Below are 22,843 nucleotides of genomic sequence, written 5' to 3'. Positions count from 1 at the left end.
TATTTTTTATAATGAACATAGATCAACAATACATCTACAAATGTAAATTCCTTAATTCATTTTGAATTATCATAGATTGCCATTAGCATTCATATCTTGACATTTGGCAGAATTTGATATAAAATGGCGGAATATGACTAGTGGATACGACGAAAAACAATAAGTAACAAGAATAATTTTATTTTGAATTTGACAAACTGAAACCACGAAACTACAAATTCAAAACCTAAACTTTGGAAAATAAATTTTACCACAGATTCGCAGATTATTAAAAATTTGCGAATTTGCGGTAATTATTTTTAGAACCTGAAAACTAAATAGTAATGATAAGCTTAAAACTATTGCCTACAATTTATTTTAGATATTGCGAAGGACTACAGCCAAAATGCTTAGAAAAAGTTCTGGAGAAATTAGAAGGTTCAGAAAAACCTACTTTGTATGCAATTTCGGAAATACTAAGATTGGAGTTTTTAAGCAGGGCTTCGGCATGATCCATCTTTACTTTTGTAATAAACTCGTGCACGGTACAACCACTAACTGCCTTTATTTTTCGATACAACTGTCTTTGGCTGATGTTTAATTCCTGTGCTAAGACATCAGAATTAAAATCTGCTTCTTCAATACGACTACTGATCAGCTCAACCATTTTACCCAGAAAAACCTTGTCTAAGCTAGGCGATTCTTCCTGAAGTTGTTTGATATCCTTGATTCCCGAAAGTCGGTTGAGCAAAATCATACGATTTTCTAAAACACTTTTTAGCTGTGCTTTTAAAACTTCCACACTAAAAGGTTTCATCACATAAGCTTCGGCTCCTAATTCGTAACCTTCAATCTGATTTTCATCAGAACCTTTTGCTGTTAATAGAATAACCGGAATATGACATGTATTTTCGTTTGCTTTGAGCTCCTTAACCAGTTCTGTCCCTTCCATCTCAGGCATCATAACATCCGAAATAATAATATCAGGAATGTATTGGATAGCGGCTTCTAATCCTTTTTTTCCGTTGTACTCCTGAATTAAAACATATTCTTTTTGGAACTCATTACTTAAATACGCCTGAACATCCGGATTGTCCTCAACAATAAGTACCGTGAGTTTGTTGGTCTCCAAGCCTGTGGTTGGCATTTCCTTTGGAATTGCATACGTTACTGCATCATCAACAGATTCTTCTTTAATTTTGACAACCGGCATTTGTTGAGAAGCGACATAAGGCAACGTAATCAGGACTTTTGTTCCCTGACTTACCACACTTTCCACAGCAATTGTTCCACTTAAAAACTGAACCAAACTTTGAGTTAACGACAAACCAATTCCCGAAGAATAACCATGAAAAGGACTCGGTCCTATATTATTGAAGGGTTCGAATATTTTTTCTAATTCTTTAGCTTCGATTCCAATACCATTGTCTTCGATACTAATTTCTAAGGCTGTTTTTTCTTTATTCAAATATGCCGAAAAGCAAACAACTCCTCCATCCGGTGTGTATTTTAAAGCGTTAGACAAAACATTAATGATAATCTGCTCTGTTTTTTCGAAATCCAAATCGCAATACAATGGCACTTTTTCAAGCTGTAATTTAAAATCGATATTACGCTTCATCGCTATGTACTTAAAGGTATTATAGCATTCTTCTATAAATACATTGAAATCCTGCGTAGAAGGTTTTAGCTTTAATTTACCTATTTCCGATTTTCTAAAATCTAATATTTGATGAATCAGCTTAGTTAAATAACTTAAATTCCTATTGATTATCGAAAAATATAACGCCTTGTCCTTAGCCGACAAACTCTTGTTTTCCAATTGTTTTAACGGATCAACAATCAGCGTTAAAGGTGTTTTCAAATCGTGGGAAATGTTGGTGAAAAATTCTAATTTTTCCCTGTTTAACTCTTCCTTTTTCTCGGCATTTAGTCTTTCTAATTTGATTTCGTTTTTCAATCGGTCACGATACAACATCGATTTAAAAACCCAATACACAGCCGCTACAATCAATCCCACGAAAATGAATTTAGCATACCAGGTAGCATACCAGGGCGCACTAACATTTACTTCCAAAGTTTGTATTGGCGATTTGCTGTCATTAAGTGAAACGATGCGCGCCTTGAAAACATAATCCCCCGGCGGCACTTTGTTATAAGTTATTTTGCTGCTGCTGGTTTTGATCCACTTGTCCTCATAACCTTCGAGCATGTACTCATAAACTTCCTTATTGGTTCTGTTGAAATTTAGGGAAGCAAATTCAATTGCAAAACTTCTGTTTTCATAATCCAACTGAATCGATTGAGTTTGCGATAAATCCTGCTCCAAAACAATTTGATCATTAATTGTATCCATCGGAATTACTTTTTCATTCGATAAATACAAGGTTTTGAAAATCAATTTATCATTAACTGAATTCGTTTTGATTTCTTTTGGACTAAAAGAAAGATAGCCGTTTTTATCCCCAAAATAGAGTTTCTGATTGGCTACATCCTTATAAAAAGCTCTTTCTGAAAAAGTCCATGACCCAAACTGATCTTCTCTCCTATAATTAGAAATTTTATTCGTTCCAATATCAATCATCGAAAGTCCCTGTTTATGGGCAATCCAAAGATTTCCTTTGACATCATCAGTTATAGACGAAATATAGATATTAGGACTTTCCGATTGCAATTGTATTTTTTCAATTCGCATCGGATTTTTATTCGTGTAGATTTTATTCAATCCTTCGCTGGAACCAACCCAAATTGCTCCTTGTTTGTCTCTATGCAAAGCGTAAATTATATTTCCTGAAATCTTATTCTTAAGATGCTTATCAAAAGTATTCAATGCTAATTTATCATATATTTTTCCCTGACTATTTATTTTTAATCGGATAACCCCGCTTCCCTCAGTTGCTAACCAAAGTTCTCGACCATTAACAGATAAAACATCCATAACACTACCATTATGGACAGTAGCCGCTAAATCATAATAGCTGATTTTATCGTTGGCTAAATTGATACGGGCAATACCATTGTACAAACCAACCCACAAATTATTCCCGGATGCTTCTAAGGCATAAACAGACCAAATTTCTAAATTTGGGCTTAAAGCCCTATTGATAATAAACTTACATTGATTGGTTTTAGGATCATAACACTCTAATCCGTTAATACCACCTATCCAAATTCTGCCCTTATTGTCCTTCAAAAAACTACGCGCATTCTTAATTTGGCTATTTGATTTATAAAAAGGATGATTATAATCTAAACCCTTGTTTTTGTAGATTAATATTCCTTCATCAGTAGCCAGCCATATTTTATCATCTACTTTTAAAATGCCTTTAACAGTAGCTAATTTGGTGTTTTCACTATCCTTCCTATAGCTGTAATGCAATTCAAAAGGATTCCTGTTTGGATTTGCCTTATATACATCACCACCTCTGGTTCCCAGCCAGATAATATTTTCATCATCAATAAAAAAATCAGTGATATAATCATCCAATAATTGCCCCGGACGATTGATATTAGCCGTATAACGATATTCTTCGCCTGATTTTACATCCTGAGAAGTAAATTGATGTGAGGATAAATAATAGCTTTTCCCATTTACAATCCGGTTTTTATTTAACTCACTGGATTTATTGTTAAGCCTCTCAATTATAATCTTAGGTACTTTATAAGTAGCAACAATTTTAAACGAATTTAACTGATAATTAAATCGCACGTATTTTCTATCGAAGGTAAAAAACCAAAGCCCTAATTTTTTGTCGGAAACAATATTGCGTATTCGATTATTAGGTAACGAAGTCTTATCTTTTGGGTTGTGATAAAAAAAGTCGAATGTTTTTCCGTCGTATCGGTAAGCGCCATTCCAGCTCCCAATCCAGATATAACCCACAGAATCCTTAGCAATACCATGTATTTGAGTAACTGGGTTTGCTTCACGACCGGAAATTTTTTCGAAAAAAAGATTTTGGGCTTTCAATCCTGATAAAGACAGGAGAGAAACCACAAAAAAAGAAACTACGTAAGACCAAACTTGTTGATTTTTCATACTGATAGTAAAATTCAAAAATAGATAACGGTTCTTAAAACACAAAAACCTGATAACAATATTATCAGGCTTTTGGATTTTTAATGTAATTCCCTAAAAAGAAAATCACTTTATTTATTGTTTGTTGAATGATTAAACTACTCTAACCACAAAATAATTTTTCTTTCCGCTTTGCAATAACACAAATTGGTCATTGATTAAATCTTTTGTCGAAAGGACAAAATCTTCTTTTACTTTTTCTCTGTTTACCGAAATAGAATTAGCAGTCAAAGCACGTCTTGCTTCTCCATTAGATTTCATAAATCCTGTCTTTTCATTTAAAACAGTCACAATATCTAATCCGGCTTCTATATCCGCTTTAGCGATTTCAGCCTGAGGCACTCCATCAAAAACTTCTAAGAAAGTAGCTGCATCTAATTGTTTTAAATCCTCAGCATTCGAGTTTCCAAAAAGAATATTCGAAGCTTTAATGGCATTTTCTAAATCTTCGGCTGAGTGAACCATAATTGTAATTTCTTCGGCCAACTTTTTTTGCAACACACGTAAATGCGGTGCTTCTCTGTGCTGTACTGTTAAATCTTCGATTTCCTCTTTCGATAAAAAAGTAAAGATCTTAATATACTTTTCAGCATCAATATCAGAAGTATTCAACCAATATTGGTAGAATTTATAAGGTGAAGTTCTGGCAGCATCCAGCCAGATATTTCCTCCTTCGGATTTACCAAATTTAGTTCCGTCCGCTTTTGTAATTAATGGACAAGTCAAGGCATAAGCTTTTCCACTGGCAATTCTGCGTACTAATTCGGTTCCGGTTGTGATATTTCCCCACTGGTCACTTCCTCCCATTTGCAGCGTACAGCTTTTATCTCTGTACAAATGCAAGAAATCGTAACCCTGAACCAATTGGTATGTAAACTCAGTAAATGACATTCCTTCAGCCGATTCGGATGACAAACGTTTCTTTACCGAATCTTTAGCCATCATATAGTTGACAGTAATGTGTTTACCCACATCACGAATGAAATCCAGAAAAGAGAAATTCTTCATCCAATCGTAGTTATTTACTAACTCGGCAGCATTTGGAGCATCGGAAGTAAAATCTAAGAAACGAGCCAATTGTCCTTTTATCGCTTCCTGATTGTGACGCAAAGTGATTTCGTCTAATAAATTTCTTTCGTTTGATTTCCCTGATGGATCTCCAATCATTCCTGTGGCACCACCCACCAATGCTAATGGTTTGTGTCCGGACAACTGAAAATGTTTCAGCAACATCACGCCTACTAAATGTCCTATATGTAATGAATCTGCAGTTGGGTCAATCCCCACATACGCCACACGCATTTGTTCCATCAAATGTTCTTCGGTGCCTGGCATAACATCGTGGAGCATTCCTCTCCAAGTTACTTCTTCAATAAAATTCTTCATGTTTTTAATCAATTTACGTCGTCAGTTCAGCCCTTTGGGCTTCGAGTGCGCAAATATAATGAATCAATGGCAAAAATCAATTTCAATGACAATAACAATAAAAAATCAATCATAATAACCATAGAAATATTCGACAAAACTTTAAAATTGAAATTGATTTTTGAAATTGCCATTGAAATTGATTTTATTACATTTACAAAATGATTTTAGTTACAGGAGGAACCGGTTTAGTGGGTGCACATTTATTACTTCATTTATTAGAGAATGGAGAAAAAGTCCGTGCTATTTACCGCAAAAAAAGCAATATCCAAAAAACAAAATCCTTATTCCTACATTATAACAAATCCGCTTTGTTTGATGCTATCGAATGGGTTCAGGCAGATATTCTTGATATTCCTTCATTAGAACATGCCTTTGTAGATATTACAAGAGTTTATCATTGTGCTGCCGTTATTTCGTTTGACCCAAAAGACGAAAAACAATTGCGCAAAACCAATATTGAAGGCACTGCTAATATTGTCAATTTCTGTATTGCCAAAGAAGTTCAAAAACTATGTTATGTTAGTTCCATTGCTGCACTTGGTGATTTAGCTTCACACGAAAGTATTGTCACCGAAGAAACTGAGTGGAATCCGGAGAGACACCATAGCGATTATGCTATTTCTAAATATGGTGCCGAAATGGAAATTTGGCGTGGTCAGCAAGAAGGCTTAAATGTCATCATTGTTAATCCGGGCGTTATTATTGGTCCCGGATTTCCAAAACAGGGCAGCGGACAGTTGATACAAAAAATAGCCGACGGTTTGCCATTTTACACCTCCGGAAACAGCGGTTTTGTGAGTGTAGATGATGTAGTACGAATTATGTACCAATTGATGCAAAGCAGTATTTGCAACGAACGCTATATTCTGATTGCTGAAAATATTGGTTTTAAAGCCCTTTTCAACACCATTGCCGACAGCCTTAAAGTAAAAAGACCCAGCATTGAAGCCAAGTCTTTTATTCTGGAAATAACGTGGAGATTACAATGGATTCTTAGTCTGTTTTCTAAAAAAACAAATAATTTATCTAAAGATGCTATTCGCTCTTTTATTAGCAAAACCGAATATTCAAATAACAAAATTAAAAACACATTAAACACTTCTTTTTTAGATGTACATCAATACATCGAAGAGAAATTTGCAGTTAATCAATCCTAACTCCGTTTTTAATTACTTTTGATTTTATTGTTGGCGTAACTGTTTTTGGTTTTTTCTTCAACAAAAGCAGGCTGTCTTTTTTCTTAATTTTTTGTAACGAATCTTTCTTCTTAGCCAAAATTACTTTTTTAGCCTTTTTAATCGAATCCAATTCTTTCTTTTTAGCAATCAAAGAATCTCTTTTTGCTTCTTTTTTAAGAACAGTATCAATAACTGCTTTTTTACTGTCAATTCGCTTAATCACATTATCATACATCTCTTTGTACTCTTCAAAATTTGATGCGTAATAAATGTTATTTTGTGCAAATTGCGCACTGTCTATTTTATATTTTTTATAAATAAACTCTTTTGGATTGACTTTATAATTTTCGGTCGTAGCAGGTTCGTTGTATTTTATCGCATCCAAAAGCGACAAATCATAAATAATATTTTGCATCACTTCCTTGTCTATAAGACGATCCGGTTCTTTTACCGTCTCTTCCTTACAGCCAATAAATGACATCATTATCATTAAAAAAAATACCGCTTTTTTCATGGTCTTATCGATCAAATGACAATCTTTTTCCAGCTCGGATGTTTTTTACTTTAAAAGCATTGTACACTAGCTGTCCGTTTACAAAAGTATGTGTAATTCTGGATTTAAAAGTAAATCCTTCAAACGGAGACCATCCGCATTTAGCAAAGATATTCTCTTTTTTAACTCCCCAAGGCAAACCTGCATTTACTATTACTAAGTCGGCATAATAACCTTCTTTAATAAAACCGCGTTTTTCAATCTTGAAAATCTTAGCCGGATTGTGACACATTTTCTCCACAATTTTCTCCACGCTAATTTTTCCCTGATGAAAAGCTTCAAACATAGCCACAACTGCGTGTTGTACCAGCGGCCCTCCTGATGGTGCTTTTAAATAGGATTGTTTTTTTTCTTCCAGTGTATGCGGAGCATGATCCGTTGCAATAACATCGATTCGGTCATCTAACAAGGCTTTCCACAAAGCGTCCCTGTCATTAGCGGTTTTAACTGCCGGATTCCATTTGATAAAATTACCTTTGGTAGCATAATCATCATTGGTAAACCATAAATGATGTACACAAACTTCAGCCGTAATTTTCTTTTCTTCCAATGGGATTTTATTGGTAAACAAATCCATTTCTTTAGCAGTTGAAAGATGAAAAATATGCAAACGCGCACCTGTTTTCTTAGCCAAAGCAATGGCTTTTGAAGAAGACAAATAACAAGCTTCTTCACTTCTTATTAAATGATGCGCCGTAACCGGAACATCTTCTCCGTATTCTTCTTTATATTTTTCTGAATTGGCTCTAATAGTCGCTTCGTCTTCACAGTGAACCGCAATCAACATTGGCGTACTTGAGAATATTTTTTCAAGTGTAGCTTCGTTATCCACTAACATATTTCCGGTTGAAGAACCTAAAAATATCTTGATTCCGGCAACATTTTTTGGATTGGTTTTTAAAACTTCTTCTAAATTGTCATTAGTTGCCCCCATCATAAACGAATAATTCGCATAGGATTTCTCGGCAGCCAACTGGTATTTTTCTTCTAAAATTTCCTGAGTCACTGCATTAGGAACCGTATTGGGCTGTTCGATATACGAAGTAATTCCGCCCGCAACAGCAGCTCTTGATTCTGATTCAATATCGCCTTTGTGAGTTAAACCCGGTTCTCTAAAATGCACCTGATCGTCGATAGCTCCCGGAATTAAGTAATTCCCTTCGGCATCAATAATTTTACAATCGGATGATTTTGCACTAATGCTTTCTGAAATTTCAACAATTAAGTCATTCTCAATTAAAACATCGCCTTCAAAAATTACTCCTTCATTTACTATTTTGGCATTCTTAATTAAAACCCTGTTCATTGTCTTTTTTTTATAATCTATTTATTAATTTTTTTAATCGAAGAGAAATAACTCCAAATACCGCTTCTACTATTATTGAATTACTCATTTTTGACTGCCCTTTAGTACGGTCGGTAAAAATAATAGGCACTTCGGTAATTTTAAAATTATGGCTAAAAGTGCGGTATTTCATTTCTATTTGAAAAGCGTAACCCACAAATTTTATTTTATCCAAGTTTATTTTTTCTAAAACTTCGCGTTTGTAACACACAAAACCAGCTGTAGCATCGTGAATTTGCATTCCGGTAATCATTCGAACATAAACCGAAGCAAAATAAGAAAGCAACACCCTGTTTAATGGCCAGTTCACCACATTAACACCTGTAACATAACGGGAACCAATAGCCAAATCAGCATCACCAAAATGGCAGGCATTGTATAATTTTTCTAAATCATTAGGATTGTGTGAAAAATCGGCATCCATTTCAAAAATAAACTCATAATTATTAGCCAATGCCCACTTAAATCCGTGTACATAAGCCGTTCCTAATCCTGATTTTTCTTTTCTGTTTTCTAAAAATAAACGCCCTTCAAATTCCGTTTGCAACAATCTAACCTTATCAGCAGTATGATCCGGAGAATTATCGTCCACTATAAGCACATGAAAATGTTTGTGTTGGGAGAGCACCGCTCTTATGATACTTTCTACATTTTCAATTTCGTTATAGGTAGGAATTATAACAATGCAATTATTCATATTTCTAAAAATTTCATCGCAAAAATAACCTTTTTATGCCATTTGATTCATAATAATATTATAATAATACCGATTGTATTTTCAATATAATTCAATTGTAATGCACTATTTTCATATTGCACGGGCATCAAACAAGAATAATTTGTGCTTATTTGTGGCAAAAATTTTTAAATGCCAATGCCTTGACAAAATATTGATATAAAATTTCACTAATTTTGCTATCGCTATGACAGAATACCTCTTACATCCGAGAATCACGGAGAACAAAGACTGGGCAACTTTTCTTTTTGTTCTTGCCTTTGGCATTATTGCCATCACTAAATCAGTTTACGGAAATCGATTTAGCGATTTTATCAATCTTTTTTTTTCGGATAAATATTCCAAAGTATATCGCGATAGCAGCCAGCTAAAAAGCAGTTTTACTATCTCTTTATTTTTTGTTCAGGTAATTTCTTTTGCCTTTTTTATCCAAATTTCCCTGAGTATTTTTGGTTATGCTTCAAAAACCGATTGGATTTTATACATCCAAATCATCACTTTTCTGAGCTTTTTTATTTTATCAAAGTATTTGGTCGAAAAAATTATTGCCACCACCTTTAATATCGAGGAATTTATGGAGCAATTTAACCTGCAAAAAATCACTTACCGAACCTATATTGGAATTATTATCCTGCCTGTAAACATTATTTTATATTACTATAATACTGTTTCTCAAAACATTCCTATTGTAATTATCAGCATAATCCTCTTACTTAGCATACTGACTTATTCTCTTTCAATAAAAAAATATCAAAGTGTAATATTCAGTAAGTTGTTTTATTTTATTTTATATCTTTGCACTCTCGAAATAGCTCCCTATTTTTTCATGTATTATTTGTTTACAAGAGGGAGCGCTTAGAAAATGTTAAAATATGAAAGTCAAAACAATTTTGGTATCGCAACCAGAGCCTAAAGTAGAGAATTCGCCTTACTTTGAACTCCAACAAAAACATAAAATCAAAATTGATTTCCGCCCTTTTATCCACATAGAAGGAGTTAGTGCCAAGGAAATTAGACTTCAAAAAATTGACCTCAACAATTTTTCTGCTATTATTTTAACCAGTAGAAATGCTGTTGACCACTTTTTTAGAGTGGCCGAAGAAATGCGCTTTAAAGTTCCTGAAGGTTTAAAATATTTTTGTCAGTCAGAAGCAGTAGCTTTCTACCTGCAGAAATATGTGGTTTACAGAAAAAGAAAAATATATGTTGGTGCAAAAGATTTTGCCGACTTATCGCCTTTAATTAAAAAATACAAGGACGAAAAATTCTTATTACCTGCTTCAGACCAATTGAACGCAGAAGCTCCTATAGTATTAGACAATTTAAAAGTGGATTGGAAACAAGCTACTTTTTACAAAACGGTAATGAGTGATTTATCGGATTTAGCGGATGTTTATTATGATGTTCTGGCGTTTTTTAGCCCAACAGGAATCAAATCCTTGTTTAAAAACTTCCCGGATTTCCAACAAAACAACACCCGAATTGCTGTTTTTGGAAGTACCACTCAAAAGGAAGCACTCGATCACGGATTAAGAGTTGACATTATGGCTCCCGCTCCGGGAACACCATCAATGACTATGGCATTAGAAAAATACGTTATTGAAGCCAACAAAGGGAAATAATCTCCTAAATCATATACTTCTAGCCGTCCCGAAAATATCGGGACGGCTTTTTTTATACTTATTTACAGGAAGCTAAAACAACAAAAAAAACAGCAATCTCTTTATTTTTATATTAAAAAAGCTTATTTTGCCATAAGCGATAAGACAAAAACTGTTGCTATTTATTTAAAAAAGCCTTTTTCCTGACACAAAACCTAATACCACATGATAGGCGAAAACGAAATTAAAAATCTTCGTTCCGAATTCTTTAATAATTCCGAATTGCATTTTATTGTATTTGACAAAGACCTCAACGTCATTGACATCAACGACAGCCTGCTTAAATTTTACCATATCGACTATAACAAAATCATTGGCAAAAACATTCTCGACATCTCACCAGACATAAGAGAAAGAGGCCTGTATGACAAATACCTCGAAGTAATTAGAACAGGAACTCCCATAGTTATCGAAGACAGCTTAAGTCATCCCAATTACGGCAACCAACTAAACAGACTCAAAGTGTTTAAAGTAGGCGACGGAATTGGTGTTACGGCTTCAAACATAACCGAATTAAAAGACACTATAAGTGCCTTAGAATTATTCTCCTACAAGATAACGCACGATGTCAATAGTCCAATGGCAAGCATATTAGGAATTACCGACCTGGCTCTTAACGAACCTAACGATTCTGACGAATTAAAAATGTACTTCGAATTAGTTCAGGAAAACATCCAAAAACTAATGAGCACATTGGAGCAAATTAATAAAACACTAAGGATTCAAAAAGGAAACACCCATTTAGAATTAATCGATTTCAAAAAAATAATCCCTGAGGTCAAAAAAACACTGGCCTATATGCCGGGTTACAACACTATTCGATTTGAAGAAAACATAGACCCCATAACTGATTTTTATTTTGACAAACTAATCATTATTTCTCTATTCCAAAACCTTATCGACAATGCTATAAAGTACAGAAAGGAAACTCAAAACGATTCCTTCATAAAAATCGATGTTTTAAAAAAAGAAGACAACACTACTACAATTACAGTTGCAGATAACGGGATAGGAATAATTGCAGCCTTACAAAAAAACATTTTTAAATTATTTTATCGGGCAACCACGCAATCCAGTGGAAACGGAATTGGGCTCTACACTCTTAGATATGGCATTGAAAAACTGGGAGGGCATATTAAATTTGAAAGCACCGAAAATATCGGTACTACTTTTACTGTTTATTTACCCAATCAAAAATAAATCAGAGAGTTTCCATCACGAATTGCACTAACAAACACGAATTAAAGCGTATCTCAATCACAGCAATTCTCACAATAGTCATTATCCAAATCGGACAAGATTAATCCCAATTGGCATGATTCACAGCACACTTAAAACCGAATATTCTGAAAACAAATCGACATTTAATACTCGAATCCTTTTTTTACTATTTTTGACCAACAACTGAAATAAAAAATCATGAAAAGAAACCAATTAATTGTCCTTATCATTCCATTATCCATGTTAATGGCAAACTGTAGTTCTGCCAAAAAAGGAAAAGACTATGTAGAAGCTAAAAAAATAAGCTACACCGCCGATGTAAAACCTATTATCACTAACAGCTGTACACCATGCCACATGCCACCTCAAGGACGTAAAGAACCATTTGAAAACTACGAACAGGTAAAAGAACATATCGCAGCTATAATTGCCCGTGTAAAATTACCTCAAGACGACCGTAAATTTATGCCTCCTGTGAATAAAAAACCGGCTTTAACTAATGAGCAAGTTGCGATTTTGGTACAATGGCAACAACAAAATATGCCGCAATAACAGCCCAAAATATTCAATAAAAAAATTCCAAATTCCAATTGTCACACTGAGCTTGTCGAAGTGTTATTGGAATTTGGAATTTTTGTTTTTGGATTTTTTTTTAATTTCTCCTGTTTCCTCCTAAATAAATAGACAAATAATACAACAGCGTAGCAATAGAACCCAAAGCCGCTACCACATACGTACGGGCAGCCCATTTCAAAGAATCTTCTGCACCCGCATATTCAGCGGGGTTAAGCATATTTTTATTTTTTAGCCAGGCCAAAGCGCGATTACTGGCATCGTATTCCACCGGCAAAGTAACAATCGAAAACAAGGTAGTAGCCGCAAACAGGATAATCCCAATTAACAACAATCCCGGAAAGGTCTTCAACATCAGAATTCCCGCCAACAAAATCCATTGCATATACGAAGAAGCCACATTGACAAATGGAACCAATTTAGAACGCATTGTCAACCACTCATAACCCACGGCATGTTGCACCGCGTGACCGCATTCGTGTGCCGCTACAGCCGCAGCCGCAGCATTGCGCTGATTATACACCGACTCGCTTAAATTAACCGTTTTATCCACCGGATTGTAATGATCCGTCAGTTGTCCCTCAGTCGAAATCACGCGTACATCATAAATCCCGTTATCCGATAACATTTTCTGCGCAATCTCAGCACCGCTCATATTATTTTGCAAATGCAATTGTGAATAATGTTCAAACTTGCTCTTCAGTCTTGAACTCACTAACCAACTGAACAACATAATTGCTCCCGCCAGAATTAAATAACCACTTCCCATATCTTTTTATATTTTTGTTTCAAATTTTAAAAGTAAACCTCAAATTCTAAACCAATTTACAAAAATGTCATTTTGACAGCTGTTAAAAAAATTACAATTTCAAAAATCAATTTCAAAAAAAAATCCAAACTCCAATTACACTTCGACAAGCTCAGTGTGACAATTGGAATTTGGATTTTGGAATTTACTTATTTCAACTTAATCATTGACGATTGAAATTGATATTGGAATTAAAATTACCCCACAAGGTTAATGATTTTCCCCGGAACAATAATCACCTTGTTTGGTGTTCTACCGTCTAATTGTTTTTGGGTTCTTTCGTCTTTCATAACGATTTCCTCAATCTGTTCTTTAGTTAAATCCAAAGGCAAATTAATCGTAAAACGCATTTTTCCGTTGAAAGAAACCGGATATTCTTTATCAGATTCTACCAAATGAGCTGCTTCGAATTTAGGGAAAGCCACAGTCGCAATCGAACCTTCGTGTCCCAAAGCACTCCATAATTCTTCAGCAATATGAGGTGCATAAGAAGAAATCACAATGGTCAATGGTTCTAAAATTGCTCTTGAATGACAATTTTGAGTTGACAATTCATTCACACAAATCATAAACTGGGAAACCGAAGTATTAAAAGAGAAACTCTCGATATCTTCTGAAACTTTCTTGATGGTTTTGTGTAACGATTTTAAGTTGTCTTTGGTTGGTTCGTCATTGTTTACGATTAAACCATTGTCATCGAAATACAATCTCCATAATTTTTTCAGGAAACCAAAAACTCCCGAAATACCAGCCGTGTTCCAAGGTTTTGCCTGTTCCAATGGCCCTAAAAACATTTCGTATAAACGCAAAGTATCCGCACCGTATTCAGCACAAATATTGTCCGGAGTTACTACATTGTATTTCGATTTCGACATTTTTTCGACTTCTCGACCTACAATGTATTTACCGTTATCATCCAAAATGAATTCAGCGTTTTTATAATCTTCTCTCCAATTTTTAAAAGCTTCAACATCTAATTCATCAGAAGAATTTACTATTGAAACATCTGCATGAATTGGCTGAACCGTTTGTCCTTCAATTTTGTTTTTAGAAACAAATGTATTTGTACCTTCCAATCTATAAACAAAAGCACTCGTTCCCAAAATCATTCCCTGATTAATCAGTTTTTTGAACGGCTCTTCAGTTGGAGCAAAACCTTTGTCTTTTAAAAATTTGTTCCAAAAACGAGAATACAATAAATGGCCTGTTGCGTGTTCGCTTCCGCCAATGTATAAATCCACAGATTCCCAATATTTCAGCGCTTCTTTACCAGCAAATTCGTTTTCATTAGCCGCATCCATATAACGCATCCAATACCAAGAAGAACCTGCCCAACCTGGCATGGTATTTAATTCTAATGGAAATATAGTTGCATTGTCAACCAAATTAGTTTCAACTACTTTATTATTCACACTATCCCAAGCCCAAACAGAAGCGTTTCCTAATGGAGGCAATCCGTCTTCGGTTGGTAAATATTTCTCTACTTCCGGCAAAATAATTGGCAAATGTTGCGCATCAATCATCTGTGGCAAACCATTCACATAATACACCGGAAATGGTTCTCCCCAATATCTTTGACGGGAGAAAACCGCATCACGCAAACGGTAATTTACCTTACCGTAACCCTGATTGATTTTTTCCAATTCGGCAATTACTTTTTGAGTTCCATCTTTGTAACCCATACCGTTTAAGAAATCAGAATTCACTAATTGAAAACCTTCTTTTCCTCCAAAAGCCGCTTCGGAAATATCTTTATCAACAATATTTTTAATTTCCGGCATTCCGTTTTGTCCCTTGAAGAAATTGGCAAAAGCATAATCCCTTTCATCACCACAAGGAACTGCCATTACAGCACCTGTTCCGTAACCCGCCAAAACATAATCACCAATCCAAACTGGAATCGCTTCTTTGGTAAACGGATGCTCGGCATAAGCTCCTGTGAAAACTCCCGAAATGGTTTTCACATCCGCCATACGCTCTCTTTCGGAACGTTTTGCTGTTTTTTCGATATATGCTTCAACTGCTGCTTTTTGTTCAGGGGTGGTAATTTGAGCTACCAATTCGTGTTCCGGTGCTAAAGTCATAAACGTCACTCCAAAAATAGTATCAGGTCTGGTTGTAAATACTGAAATACTGCTTTCTGAATTCTGCAGTCTGAAATCTACCATTGCCCCAACGGATTTTCCAATCCAGTTACGTTGACTTTCTTTGATACTTTCACTCCAGTCGATATCATTTAAACCTTGTAACAAACGTTCCGCATAAGCCGAAATACGCATGCTCCATTGGGTCATTTTTTTACGAACTACCGGATATCCTCCACGTTCTGAAACGCCATTGATGATTTCGTCATTAGCCAAAACAGTTCCTAATCCAGGACACCAGTTTACTTCGGTTTCAGCCAAATAAGTCAGTCTATATTGTAACAAGATTTTCTCTTGCTGTTCTTTTGCGAAAGCATTCCATTCAGCAGCCGAAAAACCTTCAATATTATCATCGCAAACGGCATTGACATTAGCATTTCCTTCTTTTTCGAAAAGGGCAATCAAAGTCGAAATATCCTCTGCTTTATCTGAATCTTTATTGTACCAGGAATTGAATAATTGGATAAAAATCCACTGTGTATGCTTGTAATAATCAGGATTTGAAGTTCGCACCTCTCTATCCCAATCAAATGAAAATCCTATTTTATCCAATTGCTTGCGGTAACCAGCAATTTGGTTTCCTTCTTTATCCACACCACCATCAATATTCACGCGAGTAGTATCTTCCGGACGTTGCCCAGTCTGAATAGCATATTGCTCGGCTGGCAATCCAAAACTGTCGTAACCCATTGGGTGCAAAACGTTAAAACCTTGGTGTCTTTTAAAACGAGAATACACGTCAGAAGCAATATAACCCAGCGGATGCCCCACGTGCAATCCCGCTCCCGAAGGATAAGGAAACATATCTAAAACGTAGTGTTTTGGTTTTTCAGAAGTATTGGATGCTGCAAAAGTTTTGTTATCAGCCCAGTATTTTTGCCATTTGGCTTCAATTTCGTTCGGATTGTATTTCATTCCTTTTATTTTAATTTTAAATTAAACCCATTCAGGGTTTTGAACCCTGAATGGGTTACAAAAAAATTGAGTGGCAAATTTACGTTTATTGCACATTGCACCAAAGTTATTTCTTGAAAAGAAGAAATAAATCAACAACTGATCAAATGCTAAGTAAGAATACTTATTTTTGCAATCTGTTTAAAAAGCATTTTGCACAAACAACTTTCTATGAAAAAAACGGCTCTGCTCTGCTTTCTTACTATTCTAAGCTTTTTCGCTTTTGAAAAAACAGCAGCACAAAACAACTCAGCCATTACCAATTTATTACTTCAAAAAAAACTCATTACACAAAGAGAGGCCGATTCAATAATGGCACTTCCAATTGTAAATCAAAACAAAAATTCGGAGAACAAAGAATTTAACATTGGTTTAGAATTCAGACCCAGAACTGAATATCGTGATGGATACAAACAATTGAGAACAGCCGATACTAAAGCCGCTTTTTTTACAACTCAAAGAAGCCGATTGTATTTTAATTACAGCCAACCCAAATTCAAATTTCATACTTCCATTCAGGATTTGAGAGTTTGGGGACAATACGGCCAAACTTCAACATCGGGTTCACTAAATGTTTTTGAAGCCTATGTAGATGCCAATATTAACGAGCAGTTTTTGGTTCGAATGGGCCGCCAAAAAGTAGAATTAGACAATGGAAGACTTTTTTCGGCTGCCAACTGGAGTCAGGCTGCCAGAGCACATGACGGAATTAATTTTATCTTTAACAACAGTAACATTCATTCGGAATTGATAACTTCTTTTAATCAAACAGCCGAACGCATTTTTGACACTGATTTTTCTCCAACCACATTTACCAATTACAAATTGCTCAATGTTCATTATCTAAAAGCAAAACTCAACGAACATTTTAGCCTGACCACAATCAATGCTGCTGATAGTTATCAGAGTAAAACAAATACCAATACCTTATACACCCGCGGAACTTCGGGAGGACGACTGGATTTTGAAAAAGGCAATTTATATGTAACGCTCAGCGGATATTATCAATACGGACAATTGCAAACAGGCAATCGTATTTCTGCCTATTATTTCCAACCAGAAATCCAACTGAAAACAAACAAACTCACCAGCCGTTTAGGAGCCGAATTTGTAAGTGGCGAGAATTCCGAAAAAACAAGCGAATTCTCAAAATCGTTTGTACCTCTTTATGGTGTGGCATGGCGATTTATGGGAAATATGGATTATTTTACTGCTTTTCCTACCGATGTAAAAAACGGCGGATTGTTTAATCCGTATTTATTCTTTATTTATGATTTGAATAAAAAAGTGAACTTACGTTCTGATTTTCACTTATTCTATTTGTCCAACAAGACTAAAAACGATTTGGGCAATACAATTAATCCTTACTTAGGTTTTGAAAACGATTTGTCAATCCATTACAAATGCAACTCATTTACAATGATTGATTTTGGATTCTCTTATATGACAGCCAAAAAAAGCATGGAAACACTTAAAGCAGGAAACAGCAACATCATTCCGGTTTGGAGCTACGTTATGATTACTTTTAAACCGGAATTGTTTAGTTTTAAAAAATAATCTTCATGGATTACACCCCTATTTTACTACTGTTTTTATTAGTATTAGTTGCATTTGTCTATTCGGCTGTAGGTCACGGTGGTGCCAGTGGTTATCTGGCTATCATGGCAATAGCTGGCGTAGCTCCTGCTATGATGAAACAATCGGCATTAGTGATGAATTTAGCAGTATCCTTATTCTCTTTTATTGGTTTTTACAGAGCTGGGGTTTTTCGATTAAAATTATTTCTTCCATTTGTAATTGCTAGTATTCCCATGGCTTTTTTGGGAGGAACTATGAGTTTACCGGATGCTATTTATAAAAAAATATTAGGCATTTGTATCTTTATTTCAATTATTAGATTAGTCTATCAATTTGAAGAAAAAAACGAACCCAATCGGGAAATTCCTCTGTGGGCAGGACTTTTTTCAGGTGGTAGCATAGGACTTCTTTCCGGACTTTTAGGCATTGGCGGAGGCATCATCCTTAGTCCTTTGATGCTTTTAATGCGTTGGTCAAAACTAAAAGAAACCGCAGCTGTTTCGGCATTATTCATTTTTGTCAATTCGCTTTCGGGACTTTATGGTCAAATTCAAAAAGGAGGTTTTAACCTCACACCCGATTTACAAATAGCGGTTATTGCTACAATTATAGGGGGATTATTAGGCTCTTATTTTGGAAGCCAAAAATTCAACTCCAAAACACTAAAATATCTTTTAGCAGTTGGATTAACAATTGCAGGCTTAAAATTACTTTTTACCTGAAAAATATTTTAAAAAGCCGTTCTTTATGACAAGAAAATCGAAACTTTGAACGTTATTAACTTCAAATAAAGAAATTCTTTATTATTTTTACCGCAAATTAAAGTAAACTATGAGTTCTTCATTTGATAAGTTTCAAAAACGCAGGTTAATTTCCTCTTATTTTTCGGTAGTTTTAAGTATTTCCTTAGTTTTATTTTTACTGGGAACATTAGGACTTTTTATTATCAATTCTAAAAGATTAGCTGACAATTTTAAAGAAAAAATTGCCATGACGGTATTCTTTAAAAATGAAGCCAATGATACAATTTTGAAAAATTTTGGCACTGAATTAAAAAGAGCAGCTTACGCAAAAAAGATTGTTTATGTCAGCAAAGATGCCGCTGCAAAACAACACACCGATATTATTGGTGAAGATTTCCTGACTTTCCTTGGCGAAAATCCGCTACAAAATTCTTATGACATTCACATCAAAGCGGCTTATGTAGAAAATGACAGCGTAGCCAAAATAGAACGTCAATTGCGCACTAACCCAATGATTTCAGACATTGTTTACGATAAACAATTAGTGAATTTAGTCAACGACAATATCAAAAAAGTAAGTATGTGGATTTTAATCATCAGCGGATTTTTAACTTTTATTGCTGTATTATTAATTAACAGTTCGCTTCGTTTGTCTATATATTCGCATCGTTTTATCATTAAAACCATGCAAATGGTAGGTGCTACAAAATCGTTTATTAGAAAACCTTTTGTAATGCGAAGTGTAAAACTGGGAATGCTGGGAGCTATTTTAGCAATTCTGGCTCTAATAGGACTTTTATTTTATGTACAAACTAACTTCCCTGATTTAGGAATTCTAAATGATAAAGTGCTGATTTTACTGGTTTTCGCTGCTGTTTTTGGATTTGGAGTTTTAATCACCTGGTTAAGCACCCATTTTGCTACACAACGTTTCTTAAACCTTAGAACAGACGATTTATACTAGTCATAAACTAACTTAATAATGAGGAAGAGATTGCTTCCGCCACGGCGGACAAGTAGTTCCTCGCAATGACATTATGAAAGACGACAAACAAGAATTCTTATTCGATAAAATCAATTATAAAATTCTATTAATCGGAATTGGAGTAATTGCACTTGGATTTATATTAATGTCCGGTGGCGGTAGTGATGACCCTAAGGTGTATAGCGATGCTATTTTTAACTTTAGAAGAATTCGTTTAGCTCCTACAACGGTTTTAATTGGTTTTGGAATTACAATTTATGCTATTTTAAAAAACCCTAAAAAACAGTAAACAGTAAGCAGCATTAGTTTGCAGCAAAAAGCAAATCTAATAAACTGAATACTAATCCTGATTCCGAATAATCGGGACGGGACTGAACACTGAACACTAAATAATGGATACATTACAGGCTATTGTTTTGGCAATTATCGAAGGAATCACCGAATTTCTTCCGGTTTCTTCAACAGGACACATGATTATTGCTTCTTCTTTTTACGGAATTGCACAAGATGATTTTACCAAACTTTTCACTATAGTAATCCAATTGGGAGCCATTCTTTCAGTTTTGGTACTTTACTTCAAACGCTTTTTTCAGTCTTTTGATTTTTATTTCAAATTATTGGTCGCTTTTATTCCCGCGGTAGTTTTTGGTTTGCTTTTCAGCAAAAAAATAGATGCTTTATTAGAAAATCCGTTAACGGTAGCCATTTCGTTATTAGTGGGTGGCATCATTCTGCTAAAAGTAGATGACTGGTTTAGCCATTCAACCGAAACCGAAATCAGCTATTTAAGAGCTTTCAAAATCGGATTATTCCAATGTCTTGCCATGATTCCTGGAGTTTCCAGAAGTGGCGCTTCTATTGTAGGCGGAATGTCTCAAAACTTATCGAGAACCTCAGCAGCCGAATTCTCTTTTTTCCTGGCGGTACCCACTATGTTAGGTGCAACAGTAAAAAAATGCTACGATTATTACAAAGACGGTTATGTATTGACCGAAGACCAAATTAACATATTAATCATTGGGAACATTGTTGCTTTTATCGTGGCCATGTTAGCCATTAAATCATTCATTGGTTTTCTAAGCAAAAAAGGATTCAAAATCTTTGGTTATTACCGCATTGCAGCCGGAATTATTCTGCTGATTATCCATTATTTTATTCACCCATTGACTATTATCTAATGAAGCCCGAAGAATATTTAGAAGGACAGGTTTTACTGATAGACAAACCCTTGAAATGGAGCTCATTTCAGGCGGTGAATAAATTAAAATACCTACTCATCAACAAAGTAGGATTACCTAAAAAATTCAAAATTGGTCATGCCGGAACTCTCGATCCATTGGCAACCGGATTGCTGTTAATTTGCACCGGAAAATTCACTAAGAAAATAGCAGAACTTCAGGGTCAAGCCAAAGAATACACCGGTACTTTTTATATTGGAGCCACTACTCCATCCTATGATTTAGAAACCGAAATTGACGAAACTTTTCCAACGGAACATATTAATGAAGCCTTAATTTACGAAACAGTGAAACATTTTTTGGGCGAAATTGATCAAAAACCACCAATTTTTTCTGCAATAAAAAAAGATGGTAAACGCTTGTACGAACACGCTCGTGCCGGAGAAGAGGTAGAAATTGCAAGCAGAAAAACGACCATTCTCGAATTTGAAATCACCCGAATTGCACTGCCTGAAATCGATTTCAGAGTAGTTTGCAGCAAAGGAACTTACATCCGTTCTTTGGCTTATGATTTTGGAAAAGCCATGAATTCAGGTTCACACTTGACGGCATTACGTCGAACAAAAATTGGTGATTATGACGTGAAAAACGCTATTGGTGTTACGCTGTTTGAAGAGTCTTTGGGATTGGATTCTGAATAAATATTGATTTTACAACAAAATATAGAAAGCTATGATTCAATTCATGGCTTTTTTTGTTGAGAAAAATACTACAAAAATATTTTTTTGACTCCTGTTTTTTATTAGATTTGTTTTAACCATTTTAAACGAAGACTAATAACAAAACCATTAAAATATGATTATCCGGAAACTTACTTTATTGTTTCTTTTGTGTTTTGGCTTTAACACTTATGCTCAAATTGAAGCTGTTCAGGTTACTTACACCCGCTGCCGCACGAATCCTTTCGTGTGGCATTGTAAACAGAAGTAGAAATTCTAACAACCTTGTTGACACAATTTGTCAACAAGGTTTGTTTTTTAGAATCAATCAATTCAATACCAAACATACAGGAATAATATATATTGAAGTGCCTGAATATTGACAATATTTTTTTAGGTCAATTAAAATTAAAAATAAAAGTTGAGGATCGTCCAGACCCCATTAACGTAAATTATATTTATGAAAACAATTAATTTATTAATTATGGTTATAGTACTTGCTTTATCTTCATGTACTAAAAAGAGCACATTAGAGGATATTTTTATTACTCCTAAAAATCAATATTGGCAATATAGCAGTACCAAACAATATGATTTATCATGTGGTAGTATAAATTTTCAATTTCATAAAGATGGATATTCTCACAGGTATAAATTTAGTACAAAAGAAGGTTATACTTTACTTGAAGGAATGGCTGGTGATGTTATAATTCGTCCTCAAAAATGGTCAGTTAAAAATGACTCTACTTTTGTTTGGGGCCATATCACTTACAAAATAGAACATATAGATCGTACCGTAATCGTTCTTAGTTTTCCTAGACCAGACAGTACGAAGCAACTACATTGGGTAAGACTACTTAAAGTATTAGGAGAAAAATAATTTTAATTCTCTAAAGGTTTTTTTGTAAAAATAATTCCGCATTGTCTTTTGACTTTGCGGAATTTTGTATTTAAAGAAAAACATATTTAAAACGATAATCTT

General features: G+C 34.7%; 19 protein-coding genes. 12 read left to right on the top strand and 7 right to left on the bottom strand.

From position 1 onward, the window contains the following. Window positions 1–352: 352 nt before the first annotated feature. Entirely contained in the window at window positions 353–4,018 is a 3,666-nt protein-coding gene (locus BIW12_RS07920; protein ID WP_071184627.1) for a hybrid sensor histidine kinase/response regulator transcription factor, read from the bottom strand. A 132-nt stretch (window positions 4,019–4,150) separates the two neighbouring features. Further along, the gene (gene tyrS / locus BIW12_RS07915) at window positions 4,151–5,443 is read right to left on the bottom strand and encodes a tyrosine--tRNA ligase (protein ID WP_071184626.1); all 1,293 of its coding nucleotides are present in this window, start codon (window positions 5,441–5,443) and stop codon (window positions 4,151–4,153) included. Window positions 5,444–5,643: 200 nt separating this feature from the next. Between tyrS and BIW12_RS07910 the strand changes: the two genes are divergently transcribed. Further along, window positions 5,644–6,642: an NAD-dependent epimerase/dehydratase family protein gene (locus BIW12_RS07910; protein WP_071184625.1), complete on the top strand. Its 999-nt coding sequence runs from the start codon at window positions 5,644–5,646 to the stop codon at window positions 6,640–6,642. On the opposite strand, the gene BIW12_RS07905 is transcribed toward BIW12_RS07910, so the two are convergent. The 3 genes from BIW12_RS07905 to BIW12_RS07895 are packed head-to-tail and all read right to left on the bottom strand — an operon-like array spanning window position 6,629 to window position 9,258. Further along, window positions 6,629–7,177 (bottom strand): DUF4296 domain-containing protein, encoded by a 549-nt coding sequence (locus BIW12_RS07905; RefSeq protein ID WP_083382071.1) that lies wholly within the window; start codon window positions 7,175–7,177, stop codon window positions 6,629–6,631. The two genes, BIW12_RS07910 and BIW12_RS07905, sit on opposite strands and share 14 nt — an antisense overlap. Before the next feature lie 4 nt (window positions 7,178–7,181). After that, on the bottom strand, window positions 7,182–8,522 hold the full coding sequence (locus tag BIW12_RS07900; protein ID WP_071184624.1) for a dihydroorotase: 1,341 nt from the start codon (window positions 8,520–8,522) through the stop codon (window positions 7,182–7,184). A gap of 10 nt (window positions 8,523–8,532) precedes the next feature. After that, on the bottom strand, window positions 8,533–9,258 hold the full coding sequence (locus BIW12_RS07895) for a polyprenol monophosphomannose synthase (protein WP_071184623.1): 726 nt from the start codon (window positions 9,256–9,258) through the stop codon (window positions 8,533–8,535). Window positions 9,259–9,484: 226 nt separating this feature from the next. On the opposite strand from BIW12_RS07895, the gene BIW12_RS07890 reads away from it, so the two are divergent. The 4 genes from BIW12_RS07890 to BIW12_RS07875 all read left to right on the top strand — a co-directional run bounded on the left by BIW12_RS07890 (window position 9,485) and on the right by BIW12_RS07875 (window position 12,731). Beyond that, a complete protein-coding gene (locus tag BIW12_RS07890; RefSeq protein WP_071184622.1) occupies window positions 9,485–10,156 on the top strand; it encodes a DUF4271 domain-containing protein in 672 nt (223 codons plus the stop codon). Window positions 10,157–10,169: 13 nt separating this feature from the next. Next, window positions 10,170–10,919 (top strand): uroporphyrinogen-III synthase, encoded by a 750-nt coding sequence (locus BIW12_RS07885; protein ID WP_071184621.1) that lies wholly within the window; start codon window positions 10,170–10,172, stop codon window positions 10,917–10,919. 204 nt (window positions 10,920–11,123) lie between these two features. Beyond that, window positions 11,124–12,158 (top strand): sensor histidine kinase, encoded by a 1,035-nt coding sequence (locus tag BIW12_RS07880; protein ID WP_071184620.1) that lies wholly within the window; start codon window positions 11,124–11,126, stop codon window positions 12,156–12,158. 219 nt (window positions 12,159–12,377) lie between these two features. Further along, the gene (locus BIW12_RS07875; RefSeq protein ID WP_071184619.1) at window positions 12,378–12,731 is read left to right on the top strand and encodes a hypothetical protein; all 354 of its coding nucleotides are present in this window, start codon (window positions 12,378–12,380) and stop codon (window positions 12,729–12,731) included. A gap of 100 nt (window positions 12,732–12,831) precedes the next feature. On the opposite strand, the gene BIW12_RS07870 is transcribed toward BIW12_RS07875, so the two are convergent. Together BIW12_RS07870 and leuS are read right to left on the bottom strand one after the other, a co-directional pair. After that, on the bottom strand, window positions 12,832–13,521 hold the full coding sequence (locus BIW12_RS07870) for a zinc metallopeptidase (protein ID WP_071184618.1): 690 nt from the start codon (window positions 13,519–13,521) through the stop codon (window positions 12,832–12,834). Between the two features lie 236 nt (window positions 13,522–13,757). Beyond that, window positions 13,758–16,619, bottom strand: coding sequence for a leucine--tRNA ligase (gene leuS, locus BIW12_RS07865; RefSeq protein WP_071184617.1), 2,862 nt, complete (start codon window positions 16,617–16,619; stop codon window positions 13,758–13,760). Window positions 16,620–16,829: 210 nt separating this feature from the next. On the opposite strand from leuS, the gene BIW12_RS07860 reads away from it, so the two are divergent. The 7 genes from BIW12_RS07860 to BIW12_RS07830 all read left to right on the top strand — a co-directional run bounded on the left by BIW12_RS07860 (window position 16,830) and on the right by BIW12_RS07830 (window position 22,741). Further along, window positions 16,830–18,215, top strand: a complete 1,386-nt coding sequence (locus tag BIW12_RS07860; RefSeq protein ID WP_083382070.1) for an alginate export family protein — start codon at window positions 16,830–16,832, stop codon at window positions 18,213–18,215. Between the two features lie 5 nt (window positions 18,216–18,220). Further along, complete coding sequence (locus BIW12_RS07855) at window positions 18,221–18,958, top strand: sulfite exporter TauE/SafE family protein (protein ID WP_071184616.1); 738 nt, start codon at window positions 18,221–18,223, stop codon at window positions 18,956–18,958. A 109-nt stretch (window positions 18,959–19,067) separates the two neighbouring features. Continuing rightward, entirely contained in the window at window positions 19,068–19,943 is an 876-nt protein-coding gene (locus BIW12_RS07850) for a cell division protein FtsX (RefSeq protein ID WP_071184615.1), read from the top strand. Window positions 19,944–20,016: 73 nt separating this feature from the next. Then, on the top strand, window positions 20,017–20,253 hold the full coding sequence (locus BIW12_RS07845; protein WP_071184614.1) for a DUF3098 domain-containing protein: 237 nt from the start codon (window positions 20,017–20,019) through the stop codon (window positions 20,251–20,253). A gap of 103 nt (window positions 20,254–20,356) precedes the next feature. Next, on the top strand, window positions 20,357–21,142 hold the full coding sequence (locus BIW12_RS07840; protein ID WP_071184613.1) for an undecaprenyl-diphosphate phosphatase: 786 nt from the start codon (window positions 20,357–20,359) through the stop codon (window positions 21,140–21,142). Then, the gene (gene truB / locus BIW12_RS07835) at window positions 21,142–21,843 is read left to right on the top strand and encodes a tRNA pseudouridine(55) synthase TruB (protein ID WP_071184612.1); all 702 of its coding nucleotides are present in this window, start codon (window positions 21,142–21,144) and stop codon (window positions 21,841–21,843) included. The genes BIW12_RS07840 and truB overlap by 1 nt, the downstream gene beginning before the upstream one ends. A 478-nt stretch (window positions 21,844–22,321) precedes the next feature. Continuing rightward, window positions 22,322–22,741 (top strand): hypothetical protein, encoded by a 420-nt coding sequence (locus tag BIW12_RS07830; protein ID WP_071184611.1) that lies wholly within the window; start codon window positions 22,322–22,324, stop codon window positions 22,739–22,741. Window positions 22,742–22,843: the final 102 nt, after the last annotated feature.

This window comes from Flavobacterium commune (assembly GCF_001857965.1).
Taxonomy (GTDB): Bacteria; Bacteroidota; Bacteroidia; order Flavobacteriales; family Flavobacteriaceae; genus Flavobacterium; species Flavobacterium commune.
This window is presented reverse-complemented; position numbering and strand designations above follow the sequence as displayed.

What these genes read in the sequence shown, in the direction of transcription:
- BIW12_RS07895 (WP_071184623.1), bottom strand. Translation starts at nt 9,258, where the DNA reads ATGAATAATTGCATTGTTATAATTCCTACCTATAACGAAATTGAAAAT.
- BIW12_RS07900 (WP_071184624.1), bottom strand. Translation starts at nt 8,522, where the DNA reads ATGAACAGGGTTTTAATTAAGAATGCCAAAATAGTAAATGAAGGAGTA.
- BIW12_RS07880 (WP_071184620.1), top strand. Translation starts at nt 11,124, where the DNA reads ATGATAGGCGAAAACGAAATTAAAAATCTTCGTTCCGAATTCTTTAAT.
- BIW12_RS07845 (WP_071184614.1), top strand. Translation starts at nt 20,017, where the DNA reads ATGAAAGACGACAAACAAGAATTCTTATTCGATAAAATCAATTATAAA.
- BIW12_RS07830 (WP_071184611.1), top strand. Translation starts at nt 22,322, where the DNA reads ATGAAAACAATTAATTTATTAATTATGGTTATAGTACTTGCTTTATCT.
- BIW12_RS07905 (WP_083382071.1), bottom strand. Translation starts at nt 7,177, where the DNA reads ATGAAAAAAGCGGTATTTTTTTTAATGATAATGATGTCATTTATTGGC.
- BIW12_RS07910 (WP_071184625.1), top strand. Translation starts at nt 5,644, where the DNA reads ATGATTTTAGTTACAGGAGGAACCGGTTTAGTGGGTGCACATTTATTA.
- BIW12_RS07855 (WP_071184616.1), top strand. Translation starts at nt 18,221, where the DNA reads ATGGATTACACCCCTATTTTACTACTGTTTTTATTAGTATTAGTTGCA.
- BIW12_RS07840 (WP_071184613.1), top strand. Translation starts at nt 20,357, where the DNA reads ATGGATACATTACAGGCTATTGTTTTGGCAATTATCGAAGGAATCACC.
- BIW12_RS07920 (WP_071184627.1), bottom strand. Translation starts at nt 4,018, where the DNA reads ATGAAAAATCAACAAGTTTGGTCTTACGTAGTTTCTTTTTTTGTGGTT.
- leuS (WP_071184617.1), bottom strand. Translation starts at nt 16,619, where the DNA reads ATGAAATACAATCCGAACGAAATTGAAGCCAAATGGCAAAAATACTGG.
- BIW12_RS07885 (WP_071184621.1), top strand. Translation starts at nt 10,170, where the DNA reads ATGAAAGTCAAAACAATTTTGGTATCGCAACCAGAGCCTAAAGTAGAG.
- BIW12_RS07850 (WP_071184615.1), top strand. Translation starts at nt 19,068, where the DNA reads ATGAGTTCTTCATTTGATAAGTTTCAAAAACGCAGGTTAATTTCCTCT.
- BIW12_RS07860 (WP_083382070.1), top strand. Translation starts at nt 16,830, where the DNA reads ATGAAAAAAACGGCTCTGCTCTGCTTTCTTACTATTCTAAGCTTTTTC.
- BIW12_RS07890 (WP_071184622.1), top strand. Translation starts at nt 9,485, where the DNA reads ATGACAGAATACCTCTTACATCCGAGAATCACGGAGAACAAAGACTGG.
- BIW12_RS07870 (WP_071184618.1), bottom strand. Translation starts at nt 13,521, where the DNA reads ATGGGAAGTGGTTATTTAATTCTGGCGGGAGCAATTATGTTGTTCAGT.
- tyrS (WP_071184626.1), bottom strand. Translation starts at nt 5,443, where the DNA reads ATGAAGAATTTTATTGAAGAAGTAACTTGGAGAGGAATGCTCCACGAT.
- truB (WP_071184612.1), top strand. Translation starts at nt 21,142, where the DNA reads ATGAAGCCCGAAGAATATTTAGAAGGACAGGTTTTACTGATAGACAAA.
- BIW12_RS07875 (WP_071184619.1), top strand. Translation starts at nt 12,378, where the DNA reads ATGAAAAGAAACCAATTAATTGTCCTTATCATTCCATTATCCATGTTA.